16 protein-coding genes and 3 pseudogenes are annotated in these 13,919 nt (G+C 68.9%); 10 read left to right on the plus strand and 9 right to left on the minus strand.

Features of this window, described 5'->3' with window-relative positions:
- The first annotated feature begins 22 nt into the window (after nt 1–22).
- Nucleotides 23–589: a dihydrofolate reductase family protein gene (locus tag SAVERM_RS02870; RefSeq protein WP_010981909.1), complete on the plus strand. Its 567-nt coding sequence runs from the start codon at nt 23–25 to the stop codon at nt 587–589.
- Between the two features lie 1,293 nt (nt 590–1,882).
- On the opposite strand, the gene SAVERM_RS44305 is transcribed toward SAVERM_RS02870, so the two are convergent.
- A complete protein-coding gene (locus SAVERM_RS44305; protein ID WP_237528705.1) occupies nt 1,883–2,194 on the minus strand; it encodes a helix-turn-helix domain-containing protein in 312 nt (103 codons plus the stop codon).
- Between SAVERM_RS44305 and SAVERM_RS44310 the strand changes: the two genes are divergently transcribed.
- Nucleotides 2,127–2,423: a hypothetical protein gene (locus SAVERM_RS44310; protein WP_037651849.1), complete on the plus strand. Its 297-nt coding sequence runs from the start codon at nt 2,127–2,129 to the stop codon at nt 2,421–2,423. The genes SAVERM_RS44305 and SAVERM_RS44310 overlap by 68 nt on opposite strands.
- 1 nt (nt 2,424) lies before the next feature.
- Nucleotides 2,425–2,758, plus strand: a pseudogene (locus tag SAVERM_RS41075) (oxidoreductase); the annotation flags it as partial.
- A gap of 691 nt (nt 2,759–3,449) precedes the next feature.
- On the opposite strand, the gene SAVERM_RS02885 reads toward SAVERM_RS41075, so the two are convergent.
- The 3 genes from SAVERM_RS02885 to SAVERM_RS02890 all read right to left on the minus strand — a co-directional run bounded on the left by SAVERM_RS02885 (nt 3,450) and on the right by SAVERM_RS02890 (nt 5,011).
- Complete coding sequence (locus SAVERM_RS02885; protein ID WP_037651877.1) at nt 3,450–4,265, minus strand: class I SAM-dependent methyltransferase; 816 nt, start codon at nt 4,263–4,265, stop codon at nt 3,450–3,452.
- Between the two features lie 141 nt (nt 4,266–4,406).
- Nucleotides 4,407–4,553: a hypothetical protein gene (locus tag SAVERM_RS41080; protein WP_010981913.1), complete on the minus strand. Its 147-nt coding sequence runs from the start codon at nt 4,551–4,553 to the stop codon at nt 4,407–4,409.
- A 17-nt stretch (nt 4,554–4,570) separates the two neighbouring features.
- A complete protein-coding gene (locus SAVERM_RS02890; protein WP_030185481.1) occupies nt 4,571–5,011 on the minus strand; it encodes a VOC family protein in 441 nt (146 codons plus the stop codon).
- Nucleotides 5,012–5,203: 192 nt separating this feature from the next.
- On the opposite strand from SAVERM_RS02890, the gene SAVERM_RS45760 reads away from it, so the two are divergent.
- Both SAVERM_RS45760 and SAVERM_RS02895 read left to right on the plus strand, forming a co-directional pair.
- Nucleotides 5,204–5,350: a hypothetical protein gene (locus tag SAVERM_RS45760; RefSeq protein ID WP_370628436.1), complete on the plus strand. Its 147-nt coding sequence runs from the start codon at nt 5,204–5,206 to the stop codon at nt 5,348–5,350.
- Between the two features lie 304 nt (nt 5,351–5,654).
- Nucleotides 5,655–5,912: a hypothetical protein gene (locus tag SAVERM_RS02895; protein WP_010981915.1), complete on the plus strand. Its 258-nt coding sequence runs from the start codon at nt 5,655–5,657 to the stop codon at nt 5,910–5,912.
- A 34-nt stretch (nt 5,913–5,946) separates the two neighbouring features.
- On the opposite strand, the gene SAVERM_RS39445 is transcribed toward SAVERM_RS02895, so the two are convergent.
- On the minus strand, nt 5,947–6,363 hold the full coding sequence (locus tag SAVERM_RS39445) for a hypothetical protein (RefSeq protein WP_197586424.1): 417 nt from the start codon (nt 6,361–6,363) through the stop codon (nt 5,947–5,949).
- A 109-nt stretch (nt 6,364–6,472) separates the two neighbouring features.
- Here SAVERM_RS39445 and SAVERM_RS02900 point away from each other — a divergent pair, with 109 nt between their 5' ends.
- A complete protein-coding gene (locus SAVERM_RS02900; RefSeq protein ID WP_338059015.1) occupies nt 6,473–6,820 on the plus strand; it encodes an HAD-IA family hydrolase in 348 nt (115 codons plus the stop codon).
- A gap of 15 nt (nt 6,821–6,835) precedes the next feature.
- Here the strand turns inward: SAVERM_RS02900 and SAVERM_RS45765 are convergent.
- A pseudogene (locus SAVERM_RS45765) lies at nt 6,836–7,919 on the minus strand (IS630 family transposase).
- 61 nt (nt 7,920–7,980) lie between these two features.
- Entirely contained in the window at nt 7,981–8,304 is a 324-nt protein-coding gene (locus SAVERM_RS02915; RefSeq protein WP_010981919.1) for a hypothetical protein, read from the minus strand.
- 130 nt (nt 8,305–8,434) lie between these two features.
- On the opposite strand from SAVERM_RS02915, the gene SAVERM_RS45250 reads away from it, so the two are divergent.
- Nucleotides 8,435–8,569 (plus strand): hypothetical protein, encoded by a 135-nt coding sequence (locus tag SAVERM_RS45250; RefSeq protein WP_255253765.1) that lies wholly within the window; start codon nt 8,435–8,437, stop codon nt 8,567–8,569.
- Between the two features lie 277 nt (nt 8,570–8,846).
- Here SAVERM_RS45250 and SAVERM_RS39455 read toward each other — a convergent pair whose 3' ends face one another.
- Entirely contained in the window at nt 8,847–9,668 is an 822-nt protein-coding gene (locus SAVERM_RS39455; protein WP_010981922.1) for a class I SAM-dependent methyltransferase, read from the minus strand.
- 604 nt (nt 9,669–10,272) lie between these two features.
- Here SAVERM_RS39455 and SAVERM_RS02925 point away from each other — a divergent pair.
- Nucleotides 10,273–10,500, plus strand: a complete 228-nt coding sequence (locus SAVERM_RS02925; RefSeq protein WP_010981924.1) for a hypothetical protein — start codon at nt 10,273–10,275, stop codon at nt 10,498–10,500.
- Nucleotides 10,501–11,407: 907 nt separating this feature from the next.
- Here the strand turns inward: SAVERM_RS02925 and SAVERM_RS02930 are convergent.
- Nucleotides 11,408–12,091: a TetR/AcrR family transcriptional regulator C-terminal domain-containing protein gene (locus tag SAVERM_RS02930; RefSeq protein WP_010981926.1), complete on the minus strand. Its 684-nt coding sequence runs from the start codon at nt 12,089–12,091 to the stop codon at nt 11,408–11,410.
- 119 nt (nt 12,092–12,210) lie between these two features.
- Here SAVERM_RS02930 and SAVERM_RS02935 point away from each other — a divergent pair, with 119 nt between their 5' ends.
- On the plus strand, nt 12,211–12,930 hold the full coding sequence (locus SAVERM_RS02935; RefSeq protein WP_010981927.1) for a DUF4386 domain-containing protein: 720 nt from the start codon (nt 12,211–12,213) through the stop codon (nt 12,928–12,930).
- 247 nt (nt 12,931–13,177) lie between these two features.
- A pseudogene (locus SAVERM_RS44315) lies at nt 13,178–13,813 on the plus strand (NF041680 family putative transposase); the annotation flags it as partial.
- Nucleotides 13,814–13,919: the final 106 nt, after the last annotated feature.

Genomic DNA, 13,919 nt, shown 5'->3' on the forward strand with positions numbered 1-13,919 from the left:
CCCACGAACGGAAGGCTGAGCCATGCGGAAACTGATCTACGGCATGAACCTGACCCTGGACGGCTACATCGCCGCGGCCGGCGACGACATCGGCTGGAGCGGACCGCCGAGCGACGAGCTGTTCCAGTGGTGGCTCGACCAGGAGCGGGCGATCAGCCTGTTGCTGTATGGGCGCAAGCTGTGGGAGACCATGAGCGCCTACTGGCCGACTGGCGACCAGCAGCCCAACGCCACCCCAGCGGAGATCGAGTTCGCGCGGAACTGGCGGGACACGCCGAAGGTGGTGTTCTCCTCGACGGTCGACAAGGTCGACTGGAACACTCGCCTGGTCTCCGGCGACGCGGTCGCGGAGATCACTCGGCTCAAGGCCGAGGACGGTGGGCCGATGAGGGTCGGTGGCGCAGCGCTCGCAGGGGCGGCGATGCGGGCCGGGCTGATCGACGAGTACGCGATCGTCACCCATCCGGTCCTGGTGGGTAGCGGCACACCGTTCTTCACCGCGCTGGACAGCTGGGCGAGCCTGAACCTGGTGGAGACACGGACGTTTCCCGGCGGCGTGGTCCTGACCAGGTACGAGACGAGGCGCTGAACGCGGTGGTCGAGCGGTAGGACAGCGACGACGACCAGCGACGGATCGGGTCACGTCCACAGACCGTCGGCGAGCAGTTCGCGGTCGAACAACCGCTGCGGGTATCGGAGCGGGTGCGGACGCTGCTGCGGGTCACGCTGTACGCGGTCGTCCGTGACGGCGCGGTGCGGGAGCTGGCCCGAGTCGCAGCCGAGGAGTGTTCCCTCGCGCGCCTGCTCAGCCTCGGACAGGACCTGATGATCACCCGCACGCCGGCCCCGCGGACGGGACAGCTGCGCGTCTCGGCCACCCGCCTGTCACCTCGCCCACCACTTGTCCACGGCCCTGACCGACACTCTGAACAGGGCGGCAACCTCCGACCGGCCCCGGCCCTCCACCAACGCGGAAACCGCCAGCAAACGCACAGCCTCCTGTGCGTCCGGTGACCAGGTCCACGCATCCCCCACCTGATCACTCACACACCGTCAACGAGCGCGAACACAAAGCGTTTCAGATCAATGGTGCACCAATCAGTCTCACCATCGCCTCGCACGAGAGATGCGCCGCGAACTGCGACGACGGTGTCCCTCGGTGCGCAGAAGGTCCCTTACACGGAATCCCTGGTGTGCACGCGGTTCGTCCTGTTCGATGAGTGCCCGGGCAACGCGTAGAGCTGGTTCCTCGCCCGCTGCTTCGAGGGGTTGCTCGCCGTCGGCGTGGGGGGAGTCGTCTCGTTCGCCGACCCCGTTCCCCGTCGGACCGCTTCCGGGGCCCTGGTCCTGGCGGGGCACTCCAGGACGATCTATCAGGCGACGCACGCGGTGTACGCCGGCCGGGCGACCGCGCGCACGGTGAAGCTCCTGCCGACGGCACCGTCTTCCACGAGCGGGCGGCGCAGAAGTTCCGCCGCCTGGAGCAGGGTTACGAGTACGCCGCGACCCGGCCGTCTGGCCCCGTGAGTCCCTGACCGCCGTCGACACCCGCAACCGGCGCCATCTCGGCGCGCACCGCTTCTGCGGACGGCACGGCGCCTCGGTGTTCGCCCTGAACCCGTACGCCGCCCGGATCTCACCCCGGTGGCACTTGACCGCCTTGGCCTGCCAGTCGTAGGCGGCCCACTTTCACTGCTCTCGAACCGCTCCGCCCGTCGGCCGACCCGCCGCAAGCCGAGCACCGAACTGGTGCTCGCCTGGCATGCTGCCTGCTGATCACCTACCAGCCGACCCGTCAGGCCGGCACGTCCTGACCTCAATCGCGTACCGAGTCGCAAGCGAGGGCGGCCCACGGGAGCGCCTGACTTGAGGACGCGGCCGCTCACCCAGGCGCGGAGAGTCTTGGAGCCGCACCGCCGGTCGCATCGGCCGTGGCCTGCCATTCGCGCGGCGACATGCCGTAGGCGGCGCGGAACGCCCGGCTGAAGTGGGCGGGGCTGACGAAGCCCCACCGCGGACACGGCCGGCCTGCTCCGGCGGGGGCGGCTGAGCTCGCGGCCGCACTCCTTGAGACGACGGCCGCGGATCCATCCGTTGACCGTCGTCCCCTCGGCCTGGAACAGGCGTTGCAGGTGGCGTACGGAGATGTGGTGGTGGGCGGCGATTGCTTCCGCCGACAGGGCCGGATCCGCAAGGTGTGCGTTGATGAAGTGCCGGATCCGCTGCAGCAGGGTCTGCCGGCCGGCGTCCGTCGGGGCGGCATCCCGGCCGAGCCGTTCGGTGACGACCGTCGTGAGCAGGTCTCCCACATTGCGGGCGAGCAATTCACCGACCTCGGGGCTGTACGTCCCGGCTTCGGCGGCCAGACTCGACAGGAACGGCGCCGGTTGGAGCCGGTCGCGATGAACTGGTGGATGAGGTAGCCGCACCGACGCCTGGGGCGGCTCCGTCGAGGGCCGCATCAAGTTCACCGTCGAGGTCACCAAGGCCGTCACCGCAGAGATCGGCTCCAGCGCACCGGCCTGCGGATCTCGCCCGGCACCACGTTCAACGACATCGAGGAGAGCGACCCGGAGGCGACGTACACCGCCCTGGTCGAGCCATCGAGCCACTCGGCCTGGCGTACCGGCACGTCGTGGAGAGCGCCCTGGACAACCGCGAGCTGACCCTCGCCCTGCGCAAGTGCTTCTCAGGCGCCTTCGTGCTCAACCCTTCGACCGAGGGCCCGACCGGCCCCGACGAGCTCACCCTGATCGAGTAGACACGGCCCTTGCGCTGGGCGTACTCGTCCACGCCGGCCACGCGGAGTACAGCGGTGGCGGGGTCCGGAAGCGAGGCGATCAGCCTCAACAGGGTGTTCCGGCTGACCGGAACCTTGAAGGCGTCCGTCATCCGGGCGCCGGCCCGGCCCTCGAGCGCAAGACCGACCGACACCAGCGTCGACCGCAGCCGCTCGGTCCGTCGCCCGAACCTGCGGGTGAGACCGGGTACTTGCTCGGCGAAGGTCATGCGCTCGCAGGATTCCTCCTCGCAGACGAACCTCCGCACCCGCAACGGCACCACGACGCACTTGCCCGGCGTCGGCAGATCACGAGGAAATCGCAGGTAGGAGCCTTGTATTCGCCCCGCCCAGTATGCGCACCCCACACAGGCCGCCCGCCCTGCGGTCGTACGGGCCTCGACCCTGACGACCGTGCCGATCACCTCGACCGATTCCACCAACACGCCCTCGACCGAGGAAAACAGCAGCTCGTTCAACTGCGGCAGCACTTCGTTCACGGCGAAGGACTGTCGACCACACCACCGTCCAGCCTGGCGATTTTCGGGCGAACTTTAGTGGTCGTAGGCGGTCAGTGCGCGCACAACTGGCTGGCCGCGAATGAACCTGGCTCCACACTCCACTCATCAGGTCCCATTGGAATCGATCATCTAGGGAACCGGGAGGCGCTCTACCGGCGGACCGCCGAGATCAGTCCGCCGGGCCGCTCCTCGCGCTGCGGCGGGGTGCTGATCGGGCGGCCGTAGGCGGCAGCGCGCTCGCGCAGGGTGTGACTGTCGGCCTCCCAGCCGTGCCCGGCCAGCCAGCCCACCGGGTCGTCGGGCATCTCCGAGACCCACATGGACGCCGCCGATCCCGGCGCGGCGTCCGCGCCGAAGCGCTCGATCACGCCGCGCGAGCCCAACGTCAGCCCCATCCGACTGCCTGCCGCCGACTGCGCGCTGATCCGGGCCAGCAGCAGCTCCACCGCGTCCTCGGGCAGATAGATCAGCAGTCCTTCGGCGATCCACACGGTCGGCACGGCCGGGTCATGCCCTACGGCGGCCAGCGCGCCTGGCCAGTCCTCACGCAGATCCACCGCGACGGTGATCCGCTCGCAGCGTGCGTCGGCCCGTTCCTGGCGCAGCACCGAAGCCTTGAAGTCCAGTGGCGCGGCGGTGTCGACCTCGAACAGCCGGGTGCCCTCGGGCCAGTCCATCCGGAAGGCCCGGCTGTCCATGCCGGCGCCGAGCAGCACGACCTGCCGGACCCCGGACGCGGAGGCCTGCTGCAACAGGTCGTCGAGGAACTTCGTCCTGATGACGATGGAGAACGACACGGTCAGCCGGCGGCGTCGCGCGGCTTCGTCATCGGGCAGCGGCGGCGAGGAGGGCCACAGGCCGCCGGCGGTGGCGAAGGCCTGTGCCAGTGGGTCGCGGAACAGCGCGTTCTCCCGCTCGGTCTCCAGCGCCCGCACCCTGGCCACCCCCACCGCCGTGGCCCACACGCCCGACGGCTGCACCCGCTCCTGCTCATCAGTCACCACGCCAGCCTAGAAGATCGATTCCAGGAGGCCTGATGAAGGGAGCCAGCTTCATGCGCGGCCAGCCAGACACTCAGATGTGTCTCACCTACTGGTGCCGTCGTTTCAGGAGCCTGTGCGCGAGGGTGGCCACGGGAGTTTGGGGGCGTTCTTCGTCGTAGACATGCCGATATGCGACCGGGTCACGTCACGGGCCAGCAGCTCCTGGCTGATCGGGCGGTTCAGAACCTCGATGATCTCGTTCGGCTGCATGGTTCGGTTTCTCCTTCTCAGCGCAGTTGCTCGGCCAGTCCGACGATGATGCCCTCCGGGCCGCGGAGGTAGCAGAGCAGATAGCTGTCCTCGAACCGGGCGATCTCGCCGACGAGTTCGGCGCCGTGAGGGCGCAGGCGGGCAACGGTGTCCTCGATGTCGTCGACGGCGAACATGACGCGGTGCGTGCCGAGAATGTTGTGCGGCCGGTTGCGCGGCCCGGCGCTGATCACCGCGGGGCTGCGGTACTTCGCCAGCTCGAGCCGGCTGTGACCGTCCGGGGTCCGGACCATCGCGATGTCACAGCGGACGCCGTCGAGTCCGGTGCACTGGTCGGCGAACAGGCCCTCGACCTCCGCCCTGCCCTCCAGCTCCATACCGAGTTCCACGAAGAACGCGATGGCGGCATCCAGGTCCTCGACGACGATGCCGACGTTGTCCATCCGCTGAATCGCCATGCAGGTTTCTCCTTCTTCCTTGTGCGGCCGGTGGTGGCCGCTGCTGTCCCTGGGACGGAGCCAGTGGCACGTTCTCGACATTGTCAGACCGCCGAACTCCGAAAAATCTGGATCGCGCCTCAGCACCCCTACAGCAGACCCGCGAGCCAGGCGCCACCACCGTGGGTGAGTGCGGCGCAGGTGGCCGCTCCCATGAAGACGATCAGCCGCAGCGGCTCGCTTCGGGCCGCCGCCGTCGTCCGCGCCGGTGCCGCCCTCGCAGCAACCGGACTCGGCGCCGGCCTGCTCATCGACTCCGCCCCGGCCTCCCTGATCGGGTGGATGGCGCTCGGCCTCTGACTGTCAACTACGGTGCCGTCCCTGATCAGCGCCGCAGGACGCGGCGGCCCCCGAGCCGTCGGCGCCGTCGCTGCAACCGGATATCTCGGCCCGCTCACAGGGCCTGCCGTGATCGGAGCGCTCGCCTCGCTCAGCAGCCTGTCCGTAGCCCTCGCCCTGCCCGTCCTGCTGACGGCAGTTGTCGCCCTTTCCGCCCATCGAGCATTGGAACCCCGATGACCGCACCTTTCCCCACACCTGTCCCAAGGCTCGAGGCCCTGATCCTCGGCTACCACGGCGTCATCGGCAAGCAACCCACCAGCAGATGTGGCTACGGCTGGCCGCACTCGCCGGATGGCCCGCCGATCAGACCGCCAACTTCGAGATCGAGTTCTGGGCACGCCGCGCGCTGTACGACGCCGGCGAGATCAGCACCCACACCTTCTGGAGCGGCATGCTGTACGGCCAACTGACCGCCCCGCCGGGCAGCACCCTGCTCTACGCACTGCGCAGCACCGACGCCGAGATGTGGACCCACACCGACGAGGACGTCGTCCGGGTGTCCTGTCTCACTGAAGGTTGACCGATCTCACCGAAGATTGATCAGTGCCTTCCGATCAGCGCAGGCGTGTAAGCCGCAATAGGGCTTCGTTGCGGACATCGGGGTCTCTGTCCGCTGCCAAGGTCCGAAGCTGCACGATCAGCTCGTCGCCGTCCTGTCCGGTCGCCCAGCGTGGGTCACAGTCCAGCTCCGCAGCGAGCTGATCGGCGGTTCCCTGGTCAGAGGCGACTGTACGGGCAGCGAGCACGGCACGCAGGCCAGCCAGATCTCTCCGAGCCAAGAGAGCTGACGCAGTATCTGAGGTTACGCCGGTGTCCTGAGCGTCTAGCAACAGACGGTGCAGGACATCGGCGACACCCTCAATCTGCCGTGTTGCCGCCAGACGTCGTCCCGCGGCAGCCCTCACAGACCAGGCCGGCGATTCCGCTGCCGCGATCGCGTCGCGAAGCCCTTGCTCGGTGAAGTCGTACACACCACCAGGCTGCCAGCGGGATGTCTCGATCACGCTTCGTTGAGACAACACCGCAGCGGTCAATCTTCGGTGAGATTGGTCAACCTTCAGTGAGACAGGACACCGGGTCCTGCAAGCAGCACACGCAGGCGGCCTTCGGATGACTCTTCTGTCGAATGTCCCGCACCCGCTTGCGGAGGCACTCGACCTCTCTGCCTGGTGCAGCACCCTGATGACGAGGACCGTCTACTCCGCCCGGCTCGGCGTGAACAAGCCGGACCCGCGTGCATACGAGGCCGCCGTCGTGGCTGCCGGGTTGCCCCACCCGGAAAATACTCTCTTCGTCGACGACAGGCTTGAGAACTGCGCTGTCGCCGCCCAGCTCGGTCTGCGAACGCTCCATTTCAACGGTGACAGCCAGGCACTCGCTTCTCACATCCCGCAGATGGTTCCTGCGACGGGGATCCGCAGGAACTGACCGGCTCCCGCCTCGTTACTGAGCTTGTTGGCGTTTTGTCGTCAAGGTGAGGCCGGTTTCGGCGAGGCATCCGTCGATGAGGTTGTTGCGGTACTGGATCTGGCGGAGGCCGTGCCGGAGGGCGCGCATCAGGTGGCCGGGGTCGGTGAAGGCGGTGTTGGCCTGGCTGCTGCGTCGCAGCAGTGACCAGACGCCTTCAACGGGGTTGAGGTCGGGGGCATAGGTCGGCAGGAAGAAGCAGTTGATCCAGTCGTGGGCGTTGATGAACTCCCGCAGCCGGCGGTCCTTGTGAACGTTCAGGTTGTCCCACCCGAGCACGATCGGGGCGCCGAGCTGCTGGTGGGCGGCGATGAGCAGGTCGCGGTAGTCGGTCCAGGCGAAACTGCGCCGACCGCCTCGCTTGTGGTCCACGTGCCGTTTGGACCGGTAGACCAGGCGTGAGCGCTCGCCCTGTTTGTAGCAGGCCAGAGCGGCGATCGAGATGCGGCGCTGGGAGCGTCCCCGCACCCGGATGACAGGTGTGTGCCCGCGCCTGGCCCAGGTGCGGGAGGTGGGCGGCGTCATCGAGAAACCGGCCTCGTCTTCGAAGCAGAGCCAGGCCCCGAGCGCCGCCACGGTGTTTCCACCTGGGGCCAGGTCTCCTTCACCCAGCCCGTGACGGTTTCCTCGTTGCGCTCCACCGCTCGGCGGGCCGGGACCTGGTGGCTGAAGCCGTGCCGGTGCAGCATCTGCGCGATGGCCGACAGCGTCATGCTCTTATGGAACCGACGCCCGATCAGCGTCTTGATCCGCGACAGCGTCCAGGTCTGGTCCGGCCAGCCGTGCGCCACCGGCCCCTTGCCCAGCTCCTGCTCCAGTACCGTGAACAACTTCTCGCTCAGCTTGGGCAGCGACACCGGCCCCGCCGACCGAAGACCGTCCGTCCCCGCGTCCTGCCAGCCCCGGCGCCACCGCTGAACGAGCGCACACTCATCCGTAAGTCCTTGGCGACCTCCGCGTTGGAGGCGCCGGCGCCGAACCGTTCGGCGGCCTCCATCCGGATCCGCTCACGAAACGCCTGCCGTTCAGGCGTCATCCCACCACCCTGCGGATACCTCATACAAACGGCATACCGCGAAGGTCACACGCCGTCAGCCCCCAACGACAACACGCCAACAAGCTCAGTAGCAGTCATCAGGTGTGGCGAGGTGGTTCATCCCATCCTCTTCTCGGTAGGCGATGTAGCCGGTGCTCTTGGCCGTGCCCGAGAACTGGATGTAGAAATCGGATCCGTCCGACACGTCTGTGGCGGCCAGTGCCCACTGTTTCGCCCTGGCAGTACTCCACGCGTTGCACGATCCGGTGGCCTTGAAGCAGGTCCTGACCGAACGGGTTGCGTTGACCTTCAGGTTGATGTCCTCGCAGTCCCGGGTGGTTGTGGCGTAGTAGCCCGTGGCGGGCCAATGTGCGTTGCCGCCGCCGCTACCCGGCGTGCCGTCGTACAAGAACGCGGTGTCAAGGCAGGCCGCCCGGCGGAGCCTGCCCGGCTCACCGTCGACGCCCTGGAGGTGCTGGCGACCGCACCGGCGCGGGCATTGCAGGAGATGGTCCTCGACAGGTACGCACGACTACGTCGTGGTGTTCGACGCCGACACCGACGCCGTGCCCGTCTTCACCGCCCTCGGGCGGTGGGTCGGCATGGCGGAAAGCTCCGGCACCATCGGCACGCTGACCGAGATCCACGAGCGCGTGAACGGCGGTGACGCGTAATGGCCACGACCACCGCGTAGTTTCACACCGTCCTGGAGCGGTTCCCCGCCGGAGGCCCCCGAGGTGGCGTGCGGAAGAGTACGCCGCCGACCAACACGCCCAGGGCACGGACGCCCGGGTGGTGGTGGACCTCGGCAGCGACCAGTTCCTCGTGGTCACCGACATCACTCGCCGGTAGCACCATCCCGAGCACCGCGGCCCGGCTTCCCCGGCCGGGCGCGGCGCTCCGCCGTTTGCTCACCACCGAGCAGGAGGCACCTCGTGCACCCTGAGGTCTCTAACGCAGTCGCGCTGTTGCGAGGTGGATTTTGAAGGCGCAGGGGACGTGTCCCTCTGACGTCGTCATATCCCTCACCTCGGCAAAAAAGGCTTCTCGCAACCGATCCAAAGTCGCGCGATCGAGCGGGCCAAGATCATAAAGACTGGAAACAGCAGCCCATACCTGCTCCCCTGGTGCGCTCAGATCGATAGGAACGGTCTCCCAGTCAACCGCTGTGAAGCCTGCTGGCCCGAGGACTTCATCAAGCCCCTCGCGACTGCGTGTTCTTTTGTCTCCCAGTGCCGGGATGCGCTGCGAGGCCGGCGTCTCCTCGATCGTGCACCGCAGCAGGGCGAGGAATCGTTCGTAGGCCTCGCCGCCTACAGCCCCACCTCCCACTACGCATGCCAGTACCCCTCCGGGAGACAGCACTCGGGCAACCTCAGATGCGACTTGCTCGATCTCGCTCATCAGCATCAGTGCCATGTGGGAGACGCAGGCGTCGAAGCTGTCGTCGGCGAAGGGAAGCTCTTGAGCCCGGCCCTCTTCCAGCTTCGCTTCGGAAAGCGCCGGTCGACGGCGTGCCAGCGCCAGAGAGTGCGGAGACAGGTCCACCCCGGCGAGTTGTCTCCCGGACCTTCGGGCCAGGAACTCGAGCAGTAGGCCATCGCCACAGCCGAGGTCCAGCACGCGCATGCTTCCGGCTACCCGATCGCACAAGATCTCATAGCTGGACCGGCCGTCTGGAGCATGGCCACGGCCGAACGCTTCCGCGGTCACCGCCGGGTACTCCGCGTGGAATGCCTGGAGAAATGCTTCTTGCGATGCAGTAGTCGTCACTCCCCCAACCTACGGCGCAGGCTTTTCGCCCGGCCGTCCTCAGTCCGGAAGTGTGCAAGCGGCCTCACGGAACTCCGTGCCCGAACGCTCCAGGCGCCGCGGCCGAGGTCGAAGTCCAGCACCTGCACGTCCACCCGGCGCGTGCTCAACGAGCCCGGCAACACCAGCACCGGACTGAGCGCATAACCACCACGGCCCCCCACGAGAGCGAGATCAGCGAACACCGGCAGGAGCACCGCGCCGCCCTCGCCACCCGCTGACCCACACATCGTGCCCCGGACCCGCCCCTTCGGGCCGGGGCACGCCCCCATGCCTGCGGGGCGGCCGTCGACAGAGAATCCGGCCGTCCCGCAGCCCCCGCCGACACCATCACTCCCTCGAAGGGAGCCCCTTCATGACGGACAGACCACCCAACTCACGTGCCTGCGAACCAGGGTGCTGGCCACCGCGTACAGCAGCAGCGACTGCTGGACCCAGCGCACGGCTTCCTCACCGACCAGGCCGTGGCAGCGCTCGCCAGCCGTGACCCTGCCGCAGCCGAGCCCTCGCCGCGTCCCTGCTGGTCCCGGAGACGCTCCACAACATCCAGATCCTGGGCGCGGCCGTGGAAGCCGGAATTGACACCAGAACCTGGGAGGAACGCCACGAGGAGATCCGGACCTACGCCCGCGACGCCTATGAACTGCCCCCGCAGTTCGACCCGGCAACCGAGGTCAATCGGATCCGGGCGTACCTCTACGACAACTACCCCCAGATCGCCGCCGCCCTGGCCGTCTTCCTTCATGAGATGCCGCCCACCTGGCGCGAGGACCTGTTTCACCATCTGCCCTGACTCTCCACCGCCCGCCGGACGGCCTCTGAGCTCCCCGGACCGGAGACAGCGCCATACGACCCGCTGGACTGAAAGAACTGCCCGGCCCGGGCCGAAGCACAGGGACCAATGCCGCTACCACCGCGGCGCCTTCGCCAGCACGGAGTACCAGCGCGCCCCGATCCAGACGGCCTTGACCGACCACATGGCCAAAGACCAGCTCCAGCAGCGCCACGCCGAACTCGAGGCGAGCGCTGCCCGGACACCGACTGCTGACGCGAGCGCCTCCTCACCCCGTGTCGCCCGGGGCAGCCGTCGCCCCTGGGTCCGGCCGCCCCTTCGTCCCAACCCAGCCTCAGGAACAGGACACCCCCGCTGCGGCCGCTTTCGCCCATGTCCCTTGGCTGGAGAGTGAAGGAGAAGGGACGGGGCGGGATGGGCGACGCCAGACCATCCGCCGCATGGGCAGCTGCCATAGCCAGGCTGCTCAGCCGGTCACTCGGTGCGGCTCCCCTATCAGGCCGCTGATTACTGACCACGCGAACACGCCGGTCCACGTCCGCACCGTGGTCGCCGGGTGGTTGGGTTCCCACCTCTCCTCGTAGTGAAGCTCGTCGCTGCTGAGAGCCCTCCCCGCCCTGCAGCTCCCGCTCGACCTGGTTGATGCAGGCCGTGACGTCCGCGTGGGCGGCGGGGCCGTGAAGGCCACGCCACCGAGCGCGAGGGGCCGGCCGGCGAGGACACTTGCGATCCGGATGGACGTACGCATGGGACGCACCTGCTCTCCGGGATCGTCGCGCGGGCCGGGAGCTGAGTGTTGCCGGAGCATGGGAACGGCGCCGGGCGCACGCGGGCCCGCGCGCAACCACTGGCCCCGGGTCGGCTGGGTTTCCCTCCCCCTTCGACGCTAGATCAGCCCCCGCACCCGCTACGTCTTCCGCGCGGACGTCCAGCCCTGGCGGCGGAGGCTTTCGAAGCCGTCCAGGAGGAGGTCCAGGGCGAATTCGAACTCGAACTGGTCGTCGCAGCCGCCACCGACCGTGGAGCCCCCGTCGTGTGCGGCCGTCGCGGCCAGTTCCGCGATGTGCGGGTAGCGCGCCGCCAGCCCGGGGTCCGGCGGGCCGGAGGGGCCTGAGGTGTCGAACAGTTCCTGGCTGAAGCCGAGCAGGCGGCTGCCCATCGCGTGCATGACGTGGTGCGTGAGGTCGGCGGAGAGGCCGCCGTCCCGGAAGCTCCCGGCCATCGAGTCCAGGTACGCCAGCACGGCCGGGGTGGGGCCGGTCCGCGACTCGATGACCCGGGCCGCCCAGGGGTGGCGCAGCAAGACCCGCCGGGCCGAGAGGATCCGCCCGCGGACCACGCGCTGCCAGTCGGGGCCCGCGGCTGGCGGGTCGATCTCGCCGACGACGGCGTCGGCCATGCCGTCGAGCAGCTCCTCCTTGTTGGCCACGTGCTTGTAGAGGGCCATCGGTACGACGTCCAGCTCCTGCGCGAGCCTGCGCATGCTGAGCGCGTCGATGCCGGTGGCGTCGGCGAGCGCGACGGCGGCGCGCAGGACGCGGTCCCTGTTCAGGGGGATCCGTTGCGTGTGCGTGGCTTCCTGCCGGGTCATTCCGGTTCGGCCCCTTCCCTCCTCGACAGCGCCCTCTCCTTGACGAGTGTACGCCGTACACCTATGGTCGCTGCCAGGTGTACGGCGTACACCACCACCGAGCGAGGGGTACCGAAAAGATGAGTCCGGACCGGAGAACCGCGGTGGCCGCCGGGTCGCTGTTCCTGCTGACCGAGGCCGCCGCGATAGCCGGGGCGGTTCTGTACCGCCCGCTGCTGGGCGCGGCGGACGGCCGGCTCGCGCAGGGCGCCGACACGCGGGCGCTGCTCGGGGTGCTCTGCGAGGTGGTGCTGGTGGCGGCGGTGGCCGGTACCGGGGCGGCGCTGTTCCCCGTCCTACGACGCCACGGCGAGGGGCTCGCGCTCGGGTACGCCTTCGGGCGGCTGCTGGAGGCGGCCGTCATCGCCCTCGGGATCGTCGCCGTCCTGGCGCTCGTCACCCTGCGGCGGGACGCGGGGGCGGCGGCCGGCGCCGACGTCGCGCTGGCGGCCGTGCACGACTGGACGTTCCTGCTCGGGCCCAACATCGCCCTCGGCCTGAACACCGTCCTGCTTGCGTACCTGGCGTACCGCGCACGGCTCGTGCCGCGCTTCATCGCTGTGCTCGGGCTGGTCGGCGGGCCGCTGATCTGCGCCTCGGCCGTCGCCGTGATGTTCGGGGCTTACGCGCAGCTCTCCGTGGCGGGGTCGGCCGCCGCACTCCCGGTGTTCGCCTGGGAGCTGGGGCTGGCCGGGTGGCTGATCGTCAGGGGGTTCGGGCCCGGCTCAGGCGCCACGTCCCAGGCAGACGGAGAGGTGGCTGATCCGGTATGTGTGTCGGTGAGGCCGACCCGAGCTTGACGGCGGTGCTGTCCGGGGCGACGCGCCAGCGCTGCCCTGCCGGGACCGTGTAGGCGGGGTGTGGCGGCGACGGCGTTGCGGAGCTTCATGCGGGGATGCATCCCTTCCGAAGATGATCAAGAGGTCACTGCGGGGCCGACCCCAGGAGGGCCGCGAGCGGCGAATCGATCCGCCGCGGGCCGTCGGCACAGCGCGTCCTCTCATCACCACTCGTTCGGGTCAGATCCGCCGGAAGCGCCGCCGGGCGGGATCGAGGCCACGATTCCGGTCCCCGCGGACCGTGTCCGCAACCGGCTGGGGCCCGACCGTGCAGGTCTCCGACAGCCACGGCACCGCCCGCGCGATGGCCTGATACCGCATTCATCCTCGCCTGACCACCCGCTCCACATGGACCGACCACACCGGCGAACTCCCCCTCATCAAGGGCACGTTGAAATGCCTGGAGGCCGACTTCCTGCCCGGCGGGCACGATCCGCTCCCAGTCTGACTGTGGTCGTCGGCCACGGGGTCGGGACAGGGCATCGATCTGCGCTGGCAGGCGTTCCTCCGCAGATTCGACCTGGAGCAACCGTTCCGGATAATCAAGCAGATGCTGGGCTGGACCCGCCGGAAGCTCCGCACTCCCGAGGCGACGGACCGGTGGACCTGGCTGGTCAACGTCATCGTGGCTCACGCCCAACTGCGCCTCGCCCGGCCGCTGGTCGCGGACCTTCGCCGCCTCTGGGAGAAGCCGGCCGAGCCTGGCCGACTCACTCCCGCCCGGGTCCGCCGGGGGTTCAGGAACCTCCGCCCCGGCTTGCCCTGTCCGGCCCGTGCACCGAAACCCAACCGGCCCGGCCCCGGCCGACCACCCAGCTCGAAGAACCGCCACCCCGCCACCCGCAAGGAGTGGCTGCGGGCGACTCGTAAGGGCGGCTCTTTCTGGTCGGTGCCGCAAACACGCACACCCGTCGCAGGCCAGCTGGGCCCTCTTCGTCCACGTCTCCGCG

The organism is Streptomyces avermitilis MA-4680 = NBRC 14893, assembly GCF_000009765.2.
Lineage (GTDB): Bacteria > Actinomycetota > Actinomycetes > Streptomycetales > Streptomycetaceae > Streptomyces > Streptomyces avermitilis.